Here is a 14,594-nt window from a genome sequence, read left to right on the forward strand (position 1 = left end):
CGGGGCGTGATGACTGCTCGACTCACAGGCCTCATCCGCCCCGAATGAATGTCGGGCCGTCATCTTCCGGAGCGTCGAACGCGAGGGCATAGTCAGTCACGTCAGTCCGCACTCACCTACGTGAAAGGCACTCTGTTGCGTACACGCTCCATCACCTCGGTCCTCCTTTGCGCTCTCGCCATCGCTTCTTTGACCGGGTGCGCGCCGGACGCCGCACCGGAAGAGAACACCGCCTCCGCCTGCGCTGCCCTCGAGCAGCTCAACTCGGCCGTGGAAGCAGCGAAATCAGAACTCAGCTCCGCCGAGACGATGGGAGATCTGCGCGATATCCGTGAGAGTGTGTCCGAGGCCTACACCGAGGCTGAGAGTGCTCTCGACCGCGTCGCGGCCGATCGCGCTGACCAGCTCGCGGAATCGTGGTCGGCGCTGTCGGAAGACGTCGAAGGTGTCTCCGACGATGCGGCTATTGCGGACGCGCGTGAGTCTCTCATCGAAGAGTTCCGAGAACTCGGTGAGGCGCGACAAGTCGCACAGTCAGACTTGGAATGCGACTGAACAGGTGACAGCAATCGGGGGAAGGGCTCCGTCGAGTTCGAGTTACGTCGGAGCCAATAGCATGTCCTCATGGCAGAGGTCACGACGTCCGGCGACATCCTCGCCGAGGCGCGAACTCACTATGAGAACGGTGAGTCCGCCAAAGCTCAGGAACTCGTCCTGTCAGCCTGGATCGAGCTCCTCATCGACGGGTATGTCTCCCAGACGGACACGCTGCTTGCGCAGCTGCCTGATGCCCTCTCAGACGATGTTGACGTTCTCTCGGTTCGCGCATGCTGCGCGCGTCTTCGTGGAGACCGGGACGGGGCTCTGCTACTCGTAGCGCGAGCGCGAGCTCGCCGATCAGATACGGATGAATCGCCCCTGTTCTCGTTGTTTCTCGAAGACGACGAGAACTTGCTCTACACCGCCGTAACTCGAAGCCTCGAAGTGATCATGGCGGGGACCGTTCGGGGAAGATCGCACGCGTACGCCGTATATCTGGTGGGTTGGACCCTGCTTCGGCTCCGAAAAGACCCGATGAAAGCGCATCAACTGCTCGAAGCCGCGCGTGCAGATGCCGAACTCCGTGGCCTCAAGACGCTGTCGTCCCGTGCGGCCACAAACAGAGCGTTTGCTCTGGCGTTCGCCGGTCGATTCGGAGACGCGCTACAGATCCTTCGATCTACGCCTATCCTGCACGGCGAGTGGCGGATGTACGACGGCGGTATTGAAGGGCTCACCAGCGCATTCGTCCACTACTGGCGCGGCGAGCTCGACGCCGCACAGATCACACTGGACGCTGTCATCGCCGAGAACAGCGAAACACCCTATGGGCATCTCGCTCGGGTGTTCAACGCTTTCGTTACCGCACGAATCGGCGGACCGCATGCTCAAGCCATCGCGCACCTCGAGCTGCGGCGTCTCCCGGAGCACACGTCCCTCGGCGTGCCGTGGCGTGTGTGGAGAGCGACGGCCGAATGCGTCCTGGCGGAGGCTCATGGCCGGACCGATACTGCGGTACGACTGGCCAAGTTCGTACTCGCTGCTGATGACGTCCCTGTTGCGCGTATGATCGCCGCGAACGTCATCAGGTCGTCAGGCGATAGCCACGGCGCGCAGAACGCGCTGGAAGGATTCGACCCCCAGCGCACTCCCGGCTACCTCACCGCGTTCGTCGAGATGACGCGTGCCCTGATGGCGAACGACGCCGGGCTCGATAACGCAGCTCACCTCCGCCTCGAGAGGGCGCTCGACGCGGCCGCGGCCGAGTCTGCTTACCTCCCTTTCCTCATCGACTCGCCCGGTGCCCGAGAGCTTCTGGCCCAGCATGCGTCGTGGGGGTCAAGCCACGAAGCGGTGATCGGCTCCCTCCTCGCCCGACGCTCCGATTCCGTCTCTGCTCGTGACCGAGAACTCTCCCCGCGCGAACAGCAGGTGCTCGAGTACATGCGCACGTCCCTGCCTGCATCGGAGATCGCAGAAGCCCTCTTCGTGTCAGTGAACACAGTGAAGACCCATCAACGTGCCATCTATCGCAAGCTCGGAGTCGCCAACCGACGTGAAGCCGTAAAGTACCGGCTATGACCGGAAACGCGGCTCCCGGGCCAGAACGCGAAGACACCGATCCACGCTTCATCTTGGCGAACGAACGCACACTCCTCGCGTGGGCACGGACCATCATCGGCCTGCTCGCGGGAGGAGTCGCACTGCAAGTGGTCGACTTGCGGATGAACGACGCTCTGACCTTCCTCGCATCCGTCGTGCTCATCATCACCGGGTTTCTCGCGGCGCCCGCCGCCATCCTGCACTCCCGGAGCGTTGATCGCGCCATCCGTGACGGACAACCAGCGCCACGCGATCACGCCGCGCTCGTCCTGACCGTGATACTCGCCTTTGTCGGAGTCGTCGTGCTGGCGGCAGTCCTCGCCGCCCGGTTACCTGCCTGACTCGTCAGTCCCGCATCGGCACATCGACGTCCGATCCGCCCTCGACCGTGATTCTGGCTCCCATCTGCACGCGCTGCGGCTGCGGAGAGAAGCCGCCCGCGAAGATGGCTTGGCCCTGCCCGAAGTCGGTTGCTTGCGCGAGCAGCTCGGAAGGAATGAATCCGAACGCCTCAGCCAGGGCCGCGAGATCGTTCGGGGCATTCATCCGCATGATCGCGACGTTGTCGCATTGCGACAGAGCGTTCGGATGAATTTTGGAAGGGCGCTGCGTGGAGAGGACAAGCCACAAACCAAACTTCCGGCCTTCTGCAGCGATCTGAACGATACGTTCCGTGAGAAGACGGTCCACTGGCGTCGAGGGTTCGGGACTGCACAAGTTATGCGCCTCGTCGATCACGATAAGCCGCGGACGGCGCTTGTCGCGCTGCTCCCACAGATGGTCCAATACCGCGAGAGCGGCAGCCTTGAGTTCGCCCGGCTCGCGGAAGGCACCCAGGTCGAGCACCGTCGCGTCGTGCTCCTCGTCGATGACGTCGCAGGCGTCGCGGTCGCCCCACGCCCACAGGTCCCATTCCGCCGTGCCGAGGTTCTCCAGCCGCATCGCGAACCGACGGCGGTCGGGATCGTCGTCCCGGCGCAACCATTCGTCGAACTGTTCCCGAACGGGGGCATACTCCTGAAGTTGCTTGCTGACACGTAGCGCCGCGTTGAAGGACTCCGGCTCTGAGACGGGGTCGAGCTGCATGATCGCCGCCCGGCTACGCATGGGGAGATCAATGAACCGCACAGTCAACGGCTCGTGTCCTGTCGGACCCAATACCCGCACCGAACGCTGGGCCCATAGGTTCGCAACTTCGGTAGCGGTGTCGGCGCGAGCCTCGTGGAAGCGAACGAAGTCTGAGTTGGGGTCCAGAATCACCACCGGCAAGCGTGTCGCCGCGATCAGCTGCTCCAGCACGACCCCCAATGCGTATGTCTTCCCCGAACCACTCTGCCCGCACCAGAAAGTGTGCCGATTGAACTTCGCCGGGAGGAGTTCTGCTGGCTCGCGCGCATTTACCTGAGCGCCAATGACGAGTCGTGAGTTCACGCTCCGTACGCTAGCGAAACTCACGTCCCCGATCCGAGCGACGCTCCAAGCCTCATCCGTGACGGATGAGAAAGTGTGCCGTCAGCTAGCACCCAACGCGGCACATGCCAGCATCGAAGCGCTGCACTCTCCCCAAGAACACCCAACACTGATCAACGAAGGACACCACCGTGCGTATCGCCGAAGCAACCGCTGCCTACGAGTACCAGGGATTCTGGGGCTCATTCTGGGACATCATCTGGTGGTTCCTGTTGGTCTTCGTCCTCATCTCTTACCTGTTCGCCCTTTTTGCTGTCATCGGCGATCTGTTCCGCGACCGCAAGCTCAACGGATGGTGGAAGGCGCTCTGGATCGTCCTTCTGATGTTCGTCCCGGTTCTCACGATGCTGGTCTATCTGATCGTTCGCGGCGACGGGATGGGCCACCGCCTCGTCGACGAGACGACTCGCTTCCAAGAGGAGCAGGACAACTACATCAGGTCGGTGGCGTCAACGGGTCCCGCCGCTGAGATCGCCCACGCAAAGTCCCTGCTCACCGACGGCGCGATCACTCAGGCGGAGTACGAAACGCTCAAGACGAAGGCGCTCAGCTGACATAAGGCGCGCTCGCCTGCGGACTGCCGATATCGATCGTTTGCGGCCGGGTAACTGTGGTGGTGCTTGGGAAGCGCGACACGCCGAGCGTCGCCCCGCCGTAACCCCCTGTCGAAACCATAGGGCACCGAAACGGGTGGTGTATGGGTTTCGGCGTACGTTCTGCCAACCACCATCCCACCCGTATCCGGGTCCAGAGATTGCCCTTTCGACCGTCGTCGTGCATGAGTCCGCCTGACGATCTGAGTTTCCCCGCGATCCCAGCTGGCGTCATTGCCGATTCGAGCTGAGGCTGCCCCAGCGCTCTGCTTTAGATCGGACTCAGTCCGGTTCAACGTCGTGTAGTCCGATGTAAAGCGTCTAGTCCGATCCAAAGACGCGATTCACACGAAATCTCTTGACATCCATCTCACTCAGGCATAACGTACAACCAAATGGTTGCACAAAGAGAACTGAGCGAAGCGGAGGTCGACCGTGTGTTCCACGCACTGGCGACGTCGACCCGGCGAGACATCCTGCGCCGGACGATCGAGCGGGAGCAGTCGGTCTCGACCCTCGCCTCCGAGTACGAGATGTCGTTCGCCGCGGTGCAGAAGCACGTGGCCGTGCTCGAAGCGGCGGATCTCATCGTCAAGCGCGCCGAGGGACGCGAGCGGCTCGTCCGCGCGAACCCCGAGATGATCGCCCGCGCCAGCGCGCTCCTCGCCCGATACGAAGAGCTGTGGCGGTCGCGCATCGCACGGCTCGATGACCTGCTGGCCGAGAAGCCGGCGGATCGCACCAGCAACACCGACACCACCGAAGATCCACGAACCGAAGAAGGAGACTGACATGCCCGTCACGGATGTCACCACCGATGCCGACAACCTCACCATGACCGTCGTCGCCGATTTCGCGGCGCCGATCGAGCGGGTCTGGGCCGCGTACAGCGACCCGCGCCAGCTCGAGCGCTTCTGGGGTCCTCCCGGATGGCCGGCCACCTTCACGAAGTGGGACCACACGGTGGGCGGCAAGGCCAACTACACGATGAACGGCCCCCGCGGCGAGAAGGCCTCGGGCACGTGGGAGTTCCTGCGCATCGATGCCCCGCGCGGCTTCGAGGTGCTCGACGCGTTCGCCGACGAACAGGGCACGCCCGACCCCGACCTGCCCTCGATGAGGATGGTCTTCTCGTTCGAATCGACCGCCGAGGGCACGCGCATGGTCACCACGAGCCACTTCGCGTCTGCCGATGCGCTGGAGCAGGTCGTGTCGATGGGCGCGGTCGAAGGCACGAAGCTCGCGATGAGCCAGATCGACGCCGTGCTGCAGGACCTTCGCGACTACGCACAGGGCAGGGGCACGCAGGTCGAACTGCTCGACGACACCCACGTGCGCATCACCCGGCTCGTCGAGGGTCCGCGCGAGCTGGTCTGGCGTGCCCACAACGAGCCCGAGCTCATGAAGCAGTGGCTGCTCGGCCCCGACGGGTGGGAGATGACCGAGTGCATCGTCGCCGCCGAGGTCGGCCAGACGTACCGCAACTCGTGGGCGCCGGTGGGCGACACCGAGGGGCAGCCGTTCGGCTTCGAGGGGGAGGCGCTGCTGATCGACGCACCTCGCCGGTCGGTGCAGACCGAGCGGATGATCGGGATGCCGGTCGAGACGTTGAACGACCTCAACCTCTACGAAGAGGACGGCGCGACGCTGATCACCCTGCTGATCGAGTACCCCGACAAGGAGACGCGCGACATGATCCTCGCCACCGGCATGGCCGACGGCATGGAGACGTCGTACGAGCGCCTCGAGCGGGAGCTGCTCGCAGTCTGACGTTCACAATTCAGCAAGAGGAGGCGGTTCTCTCGAGAACCGCCTCCTCTTCTGCCGTTCTGCTCACGTTCATGCTGAATTGTGAACGAGAGGCCGCTGCTACGAGTCGGAAGAACCGGCGGATGTGCGCCGCCGAGTGCGCGTCGACCAGAGCGCGAGGGCGATGAGCACCGGCTGGAAGAACAGTCGCACGAAGCGCTTGGCGTCGGTGTCGAGCCCGAAGGCGTCGCGGTGTTCCAGCCACTGGGCGATGTTGCCGGGGAAGACCGCGACGAAGAACAGCGCCGCGAGCACACCGACCAGCCCCCGACGCTTGCGTGCGACGAGGAGTGCGGCGCCGAGGCCGACCTCGACGACTCCGGATGCGAGCACGGTCACGTCGGGGTCGAGCGGCACCCAGTCGGGCACCTGCGCTTGGAACTCCTCGCGCGCGAACGTCAGATGCGAGACGCCGGCGAAGACGAGGAAGGAACCGAGGAAGATCCGACCGACGGTGCGTGCGACATTCTTCTTCGACATGGTGCGAGTGTACGCGGGCGCACTGAGGTCGAGACTCGTCAGATCAGGCGGCGGAGCGCTTCTTCGAGCGTGACGCCCTGCGCCTCGGCGCGGTCGCGCAGTCGCGCATGCTCGTCGCTCGAGAGCGCGAGTCGCACCTCGATCGGGTCGTCGATCGGAGCGTAGAGGCTGTCGAGCAGATCGGACGGCTCGGCCCACAGCGGCTCGGCGATCGCCGTCGCGACGGTCGGCGACGCAGCGGGTGCATCGTCTGCGCGCGTGGCCGCGGCGGCGATCGGAGCGGATGCTGCCGCGGCTGCGCCGGCATCCGTCGCCAGCGTGAATCCGGGCCCTCGGCGCGGCTCCTGCTTCGCCTGGTAGGCCTTGGCCGCGGCATTCGCACGTTCGTCGGCCGCCTCGTTCAGCGGATGGCCGGCGTGGCCCTTGACCCAGGAGAACTCGACGTCTCGTCCGCGGATCGCCTCGTCGATACCCTCGAGCAGGTCGCGGTTGAGCACCGGTCCGCCGTCGGACTTGCGCCAGCCCTTGCGCTTCCACCCCGGCATCCACTTGGTCACCGAATCGATCACATAGCGGCTGTCGCACTCGATCATGAGCTTCTCGGAGATGCCCGCCGTCGCCTGCAGCAGCTCGAGCACAGCCCGAAGCTCACCCTGGTTGTTGGTGCCGTGCGGGGATCCGCCCGCGGCCCAGTTGTCGTCGTCGATGTACCAGGCCCAGCCGTTGGGGCCGGGATTGCCCAGGGCGGAGCCGTCTGCGGCGGCGGTGATCGTCATCTCTCAACCGTAGCCGCGACGGGCGACATCGCCCGTGCCGCAGCCGGTCGGTTCGGCGTCAGTCGTCGTTCTCGGGTTCGCGGTTCTCGATCGAGAACGCCTCCGGTGCGGGCGGTGCCACGGGGAAGGCGACGGAGCTCACCGAGGCGTCGGGGCCCAGCCCCAGGCCGATCGACAGGGGGTCCACAGAAGGAGCCTCGTCGAGCACCTCGGACTCCGAGCGTTCGAGCGGCTCAGAGGGCAGAGTCCACTGGTTCTCTTCTTCGTCGGATCGCTGCTGGAAAAGTCCCATGGGTCCCATTCTGATCCCGCCCGTCAGCGGGATCGCCGGATTCACACCGGATTGCTCGGTTCAGGCCGACGGCGTGATGCGACGGAACGTGAAGTAGCCCGCGACGTGGCCATGATTGACGACGCCGGTTCCGGTGCTCAGCATGCGCGCCGAGGTCGTCGCGCCCGACTCCACGAAGGTGTATCCGGTCTGCTCGAGGCGCCAGCCGATGCGTTCGACTTCGCTCAGGAAGTACCCGACGTGGTCGTCGCTCACGAAGTCGTTCTCTGACGAGCCCCATGACGATGGCTGTCCGGTGAGGCGACTGACCTCGACCTGCAGATGCAGTACCGAATCGCCCCGGTCGAACGCGTCGCGTGACAGCTGCAGCAGTCGCGTGGCCTCTTCGCTCGTCGGCATGGTGTTCTCCCTCGTGTCGTCGCTCCATCCTGCGCGATGGCGGCGGATTCTCGCGGTCGCCTCGCCTGAGGACGGCTTTCTAGCCGGATGCCGCGCGGACGGCGTCGACGAGCTGCCGCCACGGGCCGTCGAGCGCGGAGTCGGGCAGTTCTCGCTCGCGCTTCTCCGACGGTGTGCGCACCCGGATCAGCCACACGAACCGGTCGGCTCCCGTGGTGGCATCCGCGTCGGCATCCCACGGGCAGCTATCGATCATGGCGATCCAGTCGTGGGATTCGGCAGGATCCGCTTCCACCCGCCATTGACGACGGATGCCGGCGATGCCGCCCGTGCGCACCACCGCGATGACGACCGGTGCGTCAGTCGGTGGAGGGGACTCGCTCATCTTCATAGACTCCCACGGTCGTCCACGCACGTCGAGCGGCTGCGCCTGTGGCCTCGTCGATCGCGGATGCCGCGGCGACCGTCGCGTCGGCGAACTCGGTGAAGTTCGCGGTGCTCGACAACCCTCCGGTGAGCGCCCGGTACCAGACGGTGCCCGCGGTCTCCCAGGCGTTGCCGCCGAGGTCGATCGCGAACAGGGCGAACGCGCGATTCGGGATGCCGGAGTTGATGTGCACTCCGCCGTTGTCCTCGGTCGTGCGCACGAACCCGCTCATGTGGGCGGGCTGCGGATCCTTGCCGAGCTCGTCGTCGTCGTAGGCGGTGCCCGGCTCGATCATCGACCGCAGCGCCTTGCCCTGCACCGCATCGGTGAAGATCTCGGCACCGATGAGCCACGTCGCATCGGCCGCGCTCTGCTCGAGGAGGAACTGCTCGGTGAGTGCGCCGAAGACGTCGGCGATCGACTCGTTCAACGCGCCGGGCTGGCCTTGATACTCGAGGTTCGCGGTGTACTGCACGACGCCGTGCGCGAGCTCGTGACCGATGACCGTGGTCGAGGAGGTGAAGCCGACGAACACCTCGCCGTCGCCGTCGCCGAAGACCATGCGCTCGCCGTCCCAGAAGGCGTTGTCGTAGTCGACGCCGTAGTGCACCGTGGCGTCGAGCGGAGCCCCGGCGTCGTTCAGCGAGTTGCGGCCGAAGGCCGAGAGCAGCATCTCGAACGTGGCCCCGAGCCCGTCGAACGCCTCGTTGACGGAGGCGTCGGCGACGGGCTCATCGTCTTCGCTGCGGACGATCGCACCGGGGAGGGTCTGCGTGTTGCCCGCGTCGCTGATCGTGCGGTTGGGCGCGTCGGAGAGCTCGGCCACCAGGTCGCCGTTCTCGTCGATCGACAGGTCTATGCGCGCACGGAACGGCGGTCTGCCCGCCGTCAGCGTCTGCCTCGCGGCGGCGGCGGCGCGAGGGTAGCGGCCCGACTCCGCCAGGCGCGCGAGCAGGTAGGACGGGACGACTCCAGGGGTTTCGGTGTGGCTGCTCATGTTCAGACCCTACGCCGAGGGTGCGACGTTACAGCCCTTCGTCGTTCACGACTCAGCATGATCCTGAGGCACGGGGTTCGTCGATCCCGCCGTTCCAAGGCGCTGGTGATCGAGCGCACGACCTCCTGCTGAGTCATGAACGGCGACCGGCGGCGCCACCCCCGGGGCTCCCAGGAAATGACCCCGAGAACTCGCGTAAAATCGGCACAATGACCGACGCACCCGACGCCACCTCCGACCTGGGTGCCGGCATCGACCCCGAAGACCTGGCCACCACGCTGCGGGTGCTCTCGGAGCTGCACCAGATCGACAACGAGCACCCCGACTTCGTCGCCGTGCGTCACGCGACCGCCGCGATGTTCAAGGCTGTCAAGCGCGTGCGCCGCAAGGAGATCCGCGATGCGATCGCCGAGGCCGACAAGGCCGTCGTCGCCCGCACCGCCACCGGCGCCCCCGACCGCATCGACGACGAGACCCGCGGCCACGACCTGGCGACCAGCGTCGTCGACGCCCCGATCGCGGGCGAGCTGCTGAAGCCCCGCAACTGCTACATCTGCAAGCAGCCGTACACGGTGGTCGACGCGTTCTACCACCAGCTCTGTCCCGACTGCGCGCGCTTCAGCCACGGCAAGCGCAACGCCCGCACCGACCTCACCGGCAAGCGCGCGCTGCTCACCGGAGGCCGCGCCAAGATCGGCATGCACATCGCTCTGCGGCTGCTGCGCGACGGTGCCCACACGACGATCACGACGCGCTTCCCCCGCGACGCCGTGCGTCGGTTCTCGGCTCTGCCCGATTCGGCAGACTGGCTGCACCGCCTGCGCGTGGTCGGCATCGACCTGCGCGACCCGGCCCAGGTCATCGGGCTCGCCGATTCCGTCGCGGCGCAGGGCCCGCTCGACATCCTGATCAACAACGCCGCACAGACCGTGCGCCGCTCGCCCGGGTCGTACTCGCTGCTGGCGGATGCCGAGCTGCAGCCCCTTCCTGACGGACCGCTGCCCGAGATGGAGACGTTCGGGCACACCGCCGATCCGCATCCGCAGGCGCTGCAGGCATCCGTCGATGCGCACCCGCTGCTGTCGGTCGCGGCCCTCGGCGGCACCGTCGCCGAGCAGGGCGGTCAGGCGCTCACCGCCGAAGACCTCGCGCGGCTCGCAATGGCCCCCGGGTCGTCGTCACTCGAGAAGCACGCCGACGGCACCGCGATCGACGCCGGCGGCCTCGTGCCCGACGTCAACCGCACCAACAGCTGGGTGCAGTCGATCGATCAGGTCGACCCGCTCGAGATGCTCGAGGTGCAGCTCGCCAACACGACCGCGCCGTTCCTGCTCATCAGTCGCCTCCGTGCGTCGATGGCCGCATCCTCGGCTCGTCGCAAGTACGTGGTGAACGTCTCGGCCATGGAGGGTCAGTTCTCGCGCCGGTACAAGGGTCCCGGCCACCCGCACACCAACATGGCGAAGGCTGCCCTGAACATGCTCACGCGCACGAGTGCGGGCGAGATGCTCGAGACCGACGGCATCCTGATGACCGCCGTCGACACCGGATGGATCACCGACGAGCGCCCGCACTACACGAAGGTGCGCCTCGCGGAGGAGGGCTTCCATGCCCCGCTCGACCTCGTGGACGGTGCGGCCCGCGTGTACGACCCGATCGTGCGCGGCGAGGCGGGCGACGACATCCACGGCGTCTTCCTGAAGGACTACGAGCCCAGCCCCTGGTGAGTCCGGGAGCGTGAGTTCGGCGGTCTGATCTACGGACGCCGAGACTGCACGGCTCCGACGACCACGCCGGCGATCACGAGCAGGATGCCGGGGATGGCGAGGAGCACGGCGCCGACGACCGTGAAGAAGGTCATCACCGGGCCGACCGTGAACCGACCGTCGGCGACAGGCCCGTCGCACGTGATCGTGCCGGGGGAGGCGACGCCCAGCGAGAAGCTCCCTTGTGCATCCCACTGCTCGGGGATCACGATCGCCTGCTGCAACATGTCGGGTCGCAGCTTCAGCACGCCGCCGGCGGGGAACGTGCCGGTGCACTCGATCTCGCTCCACTGGTCCGACGGGGTCACATAGATCGCGTGATCCCCTTCGGTGAGATCGATCGTGAGCTCCTCGCCGAAGGCGACGGGCGGTTCGAGGCGGAACCCGGGGCTGAACGCGAGTGCGGCGGCGCCGGCCAAGACGAGCGCGCCGAGCAGCAGCAGGATCCACCAGGCGCGGCGGGGTCGTCGTGCCTGGGGCGTCGTCATCGGGCTCGGATCTCGAGATTCGCAGATGCCCAGGCGCCGAGCTGGTCGAGGATCGGCAGAAGCCCGCGGCCGCTGTCGGTGAGGGCGTAGGAGACGGCGACGGGCGGCCCGGGGTCGACGGCGCGGGAGACGAGGCCGGCGTCGGCGAGTTCGGCGAGGCGGTCGGAGAGCACGGTGTCGCTGATGCCGGCGACCGCGCGGCGCAGCGCGACGAATGTCGACGGGCCTCCACCCAGTGACGAGACGATCATGCCGTTCCAGCGCTTTCCGAGCACGCTGAAAGCCAGTGTGACGGCGGCGTCGCACACGTGACTCTCTTCGTCGATCTCGGCCATGCGCCCATCATACCTGTGCTACGTTAACGCGAGTCGCTAAGAAAAACAGAGTGACACGTAAACGAAAGGCACTTCTCATGTCCCTGTTCCGCCTGGATGCCAGCATCCTTCCCGCGTCGTCCGCCAGCCGCTCGCTCGCCGATCTGGTCGAAGCCGAGTGGACTGCATCCCACCCCGACTCCACGGTCACGCGTCGCGATCTGGCCGCTGACCCCGTGCCCGCCACGGCCTGGGCGGATGCCGTCACCGGAGGCTTCGTCGACGAGGCGCAGCGCACCGACGCCCAGCGCGCCGCGCGCGCCCTCGCCACCAGCTTCGCCGACGAGCTGATCGGCGCCGATGCGCTGCTGTTCGCCGTGCCGCTCTACAACTACGGTGTCTCGCAGCACTTCAAGACCTGGTTCGATCTGGCCTACACCGACCCGCGCATCGACCCGCAGGGCACGGCGCTTCGCGGCAAGCCGGCGACCCTCGTCACCGTGCTCGGCGGCAACTACGCTCCGGGAACCCCCAAGGAGGGCTGGGACCACTCGACCGCATGGCTGCGCCGCGTGCTCGAGGATGTCTGGGGCCTCGACCTGCGCATCGTCGAGCGTCCGTTCACCCTCGTGGGAGTGAACCCGGCACTGGATGCCTTCGCCGACACCGCCCGCGAGCTCAAGGAGAACGCCGAGCAGTCGGCCCGCACGTACGGCCGCGAGCTCGCCGCTCTCCGGGGCGAGCAGGTCGCCTGACCAGCATTCAGGCGAGGGGGCGGGGGAACGGATGCGGCAGCCACACCGTCACGTTCAACCCGCCGCCTCTGCGGGGCGTGAGCACGAGCGATCCGTCGTGCGTCTGGGCGATGCGCTGCACGATGGCGAGCCCGAGGCCCACGCCCGCGTGGTCATCGTCTCGCGTGCGGTCGGTGCCCCTCTGGAACGGTTCGGCCAGGGTCGCGACCCTATCCGCGGGCAGCGCCGCACCGGTGTTCTCGACCACGAGCGCGACCGCCTCGGGGAGCATATGAGTGCGGACGGTCACAGTGCCATCCGCGGGCAGATTGTGCACGATCGCGTTGTGCACGAGGTTGGTGATCAGCTGCTGCAGCAATGCGGGGGATCCGAGGACGTTCGCCGTGTCGCCGCCCACATCGAGGGTCACGCCGCGGCGCTCGGCGAGGGGCAGCAGTGTCTCGGCGGATTCCTCGGCCAGCAGCGAGAGATCGATCGGCTCGCGCGTGAACGTGCGGCGCTCGGCGCGGCTGAGCATCAGCAGCGCCTCGGTCAGCTCGATGGCCCGTGCATTGACCTCGTGCAGTCGGGCGATCAGGGCATCGACGTCGCGGTCGGGGTCGTTGCGGGCGACCTCGAGCATGGTCTGCGAGATCGCGAGCGGGGTGCGCAGCTCGTGCGAGGCGTTGGCGGCGAACCGCTGCTGCTCGGAGATGTGCGCCTCGAGCTGCTCGAGCATCGAGTCGAACACGTCGGCCAGGTCGCGGAACTCGTCGCGAGGTCCTTCGAGGGCGACGCGGTGCGACAGCGACCCTTGGGCTGCGAGCTGGGCCGCGCGCCCGATGCGGTCGAGGGGCGCCAGCATGCGCCCTGCGATGAGCCATCCGCCGCCCAGCCCCAGAGCGAGCAGCACCAGCATCATCACGATCGCGACCGGGACGAATGCGCGGATGAGGTCGGAGCGGTTCGGCACGAAGAAGTCGCTGATGATGTTCACGTCGGGCACATACCGCAGCAGGTAGAAGGCGACCGCGGCGAGCAGCCCGATTCCGGACACGACGACGACGCCCGCATAGCTCAGAGTGAGCTTCCAGCGGGCGCTCATGCCGCGGCGCCTGGTCGGGCGGATCCGGTCAGTCATCGGCATCCGTGCCGATGCGATAGCCGACGCCCGGCACGGTGAGGATCAGCCACGGCTCCCCGAGCCGCTTGCGCAGCGACGAGACGGTGATGCGCACGGCGTTCGTGAACGGGTCGGCGTTCTCGTCCCACGCGCGCTCGAGCAGCTGCTCGGCGCTCACGACACCGCCGCCCGCATCGACGAGCACTTCGAGCACGGCGAACTGCTTGCGGGTGAGGGCGACGTACCGTCCGTCGCGATAGACCTCGCGGCGGAACGGATCGAGCCGCAGCCCGTCGATCTCGAGCACGGGCGGACGCACGCGCTGACGACGGCGGTCGAGGGCACGCAGGCGCAGCACGAGCTCTCGCAGCTCGAACGGCTTGGTCAGGTAGTCGTCGGCCCCGATCTCGAAGCCCGTCTCCTTGTCGTCGAGCCGGTCGGCCGCGGTGAGCATGAGGATCGGGATGCCGCTGCCAGACGCCACGATCGAGCGGGCGACGTCGTCACCGGAGGGGCCGGGGATGTCGCGGTCGAGGACGGCCAGATCGTAGGAGTTGACGCTCAGGAGTTCGAGCGCCGTGTCGCCGTCTCCTGCGATGTCGGCGGCGATCGCCTCGAGGCGCAATCCGTCGCGCACGGCCTCGGCCAGGTACGGCTCGTCCTCGACGATCAGCACACGCACGGCACAGCTCTCATGTGCTCAGAGCTTACGCACCCGGGCATATCGGGAGCGTATGCAAAAGCGCATACGCCGTGGCAACAGGACTCTGAATTGACTGAGGGC

Annotated in this window: 19 protein-coding genes; 8 read left to right on the forward strand and 11 right to left on the reverse strand. The window is 66.7% G+C overall.

Features of this window, described 5'->3' with window-relative positions; translation table 11 throughout:
• The first annotated feature begins 120 nt into the window (after positions 1-120).
• From MRBLWH13_RS17665 to MRBLWH13_RS17675, 3 genes are all read left to right on the forward strand, one after another.
• The gene (locus MRBLWH13_RS17665; RefSeq protein WP_341956212.1) at positions 121-555 is read left to right on the forward strand and encodes a hypothetical protein; all 435 of its coding nucleotides are present in this window, start codon (positions 121-123) and stop codon (positions 553-555) included.
• A gap of 69 nt (positions 556-624) precedes the next feature.
• Positions 625-2,121, forward strand: coding sequence for a helix-turn-helix transcriptional regulator (locus MRBLWH13_RS17670; RefSeq protein WP_341956213.1), 1,497 nt, complete (start codon positions 625-627; stop codon positions 2,119-2,121).
• Positions 2,118-2,483: a DUF202 domain-containing protein gene (locus MRBLWH13_RS17675; RefSeq protein ID WP_341956214.1), complete on the forward strand. Its 366-nt coding sequence runs from the start codon at positions 2,118-2,120 to the stop codon at positions 2,481-2,483. Before MRBLWH13_RS17670 ends, MRBLWH13_RS17675 begins: the two co-directional genes overlap by 4 nt.
• 4 nt (positions 2,484-2,487) lie before the next feature.
• Here the strand turns inward: MRBLWH13_RS17675 and MRBLWH13_RS17680 are convergent, their stop codons facing one another.
• Entirely contained in the window at positions 2,488-3,573 is a 1,086-nt protein-coding gene (locus MRBLWH13_RS17680) for an ATP-binding protein (protein WP_341956215.1), read from the reverse strand.
• A gap of 170 nt (positions 3,574-3,743) precedes the next feature.
• Here MRBLWH13_RS17680 and MRBLWH13_RS17685 point away from each other — a divergent pair, with 170 nt between their 5' ends.
• The 3 genes from MRBLWH13_RS17685 to MRBLWH13_RS17695 all read left to right on the forward strand — a co-directional run bounded on the left by MRBLWH13_RS17685 (position 3,744) and on the right by MRBLWH13_RS17695 (position 5,975).
• Positions 3,744-4,166: an SHOCT domain-containing protein gene (locus MRBLWH13_RS17685; RefSeq protein ID WP_341956216.1), complete on the forward strand. Its 423-nt coding sequence runs from the start codon at positions 3,744-3,746 to the stop codon at positions 4,164-4,166.
• A 434-nt stretch (positions 4,167-4,600) separates the two neighbouring features.
• Positions 4,601-4,996 carry a helix-turn-helix domain-containing protein gene (locus tag MRBLWH13_RS17690; RefSeq protein WP_341956217.1) on the forward strand — a complete coding sequence of 132 codons (396 nt, stop codon included), beginning with the start codon at positions 4,601-4,603 and terminating at the stop codon, positions 4,994-4,996.
• Position 4,997: 1 nt separating this feature from the next.
• Positions 4,998-5,975 carry an SRPBCC family protein gene (locus tag MRBLWH13_RS17695; protein WP_341956218.1) on the forward strand — a complete coding sequence of 326 codons (978 nt, stop codon included), beginning with the start codon at positions 4,998-5,000 and terminating at the stop codon, positions 5,973-5,975.
• Positions 5,976-6,074: 99 nt separating this feature from the next.
• On the opposite strand, the gene MRBLWH13_RS17700 is transcribed toward MRBLWH13_RS17695, so the two are convergent.
• The 6 genes from MRBLWH13_RS17700 to MRBLWH13_RS17725 form a co-directional block, all read right to left on the reverse strand.
• Positions 6,075-6,494, reverse strand: coding sequence for a DoxX family membrane protein (locus MRBLWH13_RS17700; RefSeq protein WP_341956219.1), 420 nt, complete (start codon positions 6,492-6,494; stop codon positions 6,075-6,077).
• A 38-nt stretch (positions 6,495-6,532) separates the two neighbouring features.
• The gene (locus tag MRBLWH13_RS17705; RefSeq protein ID WP_341956220.1) at positions 6,533-7,270 is read right to left on the reverse strand and encodes a ribonuclease H; all 738 of its coding nucleotides are present in this window, start codon (positions 7,268-7,270) and stop codon (positions 6,533-6,535) included.
• A 58-nt stretch (positions 7,271-7,328) separates the two neighbouring features.
• On the reverse strand, positions 7,329-7,562 hold the full coding sequence (locus tag MRBLWH13_RS17710) for a hypothetical protein (RefSeq protein WP_341956221.1): 234 nt from the start codon (positions 7,560-7,562) through the stop codon (positions 7,329-7,331).
• 60 nt (positions 7,563-7,622) lie between these two features.
• Positions 7,623-7,961: a hypothetical protein gene (locus MRBLWH13_RS17715; protein WP_341956222.1), complete on the reverse strand. Its 339-nt coding sequence runs from the start codon at positions 7,959-7,961 to the stop codon at positions 7,623-7,625.
• A gap of 79 nt (positions 7,962-8,040) precedes the next feature.
• The gene (locus MRBLWH13_RS17720; protein WP_341956223.1) at positions 8,041-8,346 is read right to left on the reverse strand and encodes a protealysin inhibitor emfourin; all 306 of its coding nucleotides are present in this window, start codon (positions 8,344-8,346) and stop codon (positions 8,041-8,043) included.
• Positions 8,321-9,385, reverse strand: a complete 1,065-nt coding sequence (locus MRBLWH13_RS17725) for a M4 family metallopeptidase (RefSeq protein WP_341956224.1) — start codon at positions 9,383-9,385, stop codon at positions 8,321-8,323. The genes MRBLWH13_RS17720 and MRBLWH13_RS17725 overlap by 26 nt, the downstream gene beginning before the upstream one ends.
• A 209-nt stretch (positions 9,386-9,594) precedes the next feature.
• On the opposite strand from MRBLWH13_RS17725, the gene MRBLWH13_RS17730 reads away from it, so the two are divergent.
• Entirely contained in the window at positions 9,595-11,112 is a 1,518-nt protein-coding gene (locus MRBLWH13_RS17730) for an SDR family NAD(P)-dependent oxidoreductase (protein ID WP_341956225.1), read from the forward strand.
• A gap of 29 nt (positions 11,113-11,141) precedes the next feature.
• On the opposite strand, the gene MRBLWH13_RS17735 is transcribed toward MRBLWH13_RS17730, so the two are convergent.
• Positions 11,142-11,639: a hypothetical protein gene (locus tag MRBLWH13_RS17735; RefSeq protein ID WP_341956226.1), complete on the reverse strand. Its 498-nt coding sequence runs from the start codon at positions 11,637-11,639 to the stop codon at positions 11,142-11,144.
• Complete coding sequence (locus MRBLWH13_RS17740) at positions 11,636-11,974, reverse strand: helix-turn-helix domain-containing protein (RefSeq protein WP_341956227.1); 339 nt, start codon at positions 11,972-11,974, stop codon at positions 11,636-11,638. Before MRBLWH13_RS17740 ends, MRBLWH13_RS17735 begins: the two co-directional genes overlap by 4 nt.
• A 77-nt stretch (positions 11,975-12,051) precedes the next feature.
• Between MRBLWH13_RS17740 and MRBLWH13_RS17745 the strand changes: the two genes are divergently transcribed.
• Positions 12,052-12,708, forward strand: a complete 657-nt coding sequence (locus MRBLWH13_RS17745) for an NAD(P)H-dependent oxidoreductase (RefSeq protein WP_341956228.1) — start codon at positions 12,052-12,054, stop codon at positions 12,706-12,708.
• A 7-nt stretch (positions 12,709-12,715) separates the two neighbouring features.
• Here the strand turns inward: MRBLWH13_RS17745 and MRBLWH13_RS17750 are convergent, their stop codons facing one another.
• A complete protein-coding gene (locus MRBLWH13_RS17750) occupies positions 12,716-13,792 on the reverse strand; it encodes a HAMP domain-containing sensor histidine kinase (RefSeq protein WP_341958346.1) in 1,077 nt (358 codons plus the stop codon).
• Positions 13,793-13,820: 28 nt separating this feature from the next.
• Positions 13,821-14,492: a response regulator transcription factor gene (locus MRBLWH13_RS17755; protein WP_341956229.1), complete on the reverse strand. Its 672-nt coding sequence runs from the start codon at positions 14,490-14,492 to the stop codon at positions 13,821-13,823.
• Positions 14,493-14,594 lie beyond the last annotated feature (102 nt).

The organism is Microbacterium sp. LWH13-1.2 (assembly GCF_038397735.1).
GTDB lineage: Bacteria > Actinomycetota > Actinomycetes > Actinomycetales > Microbacteriaceae > Microbacterium.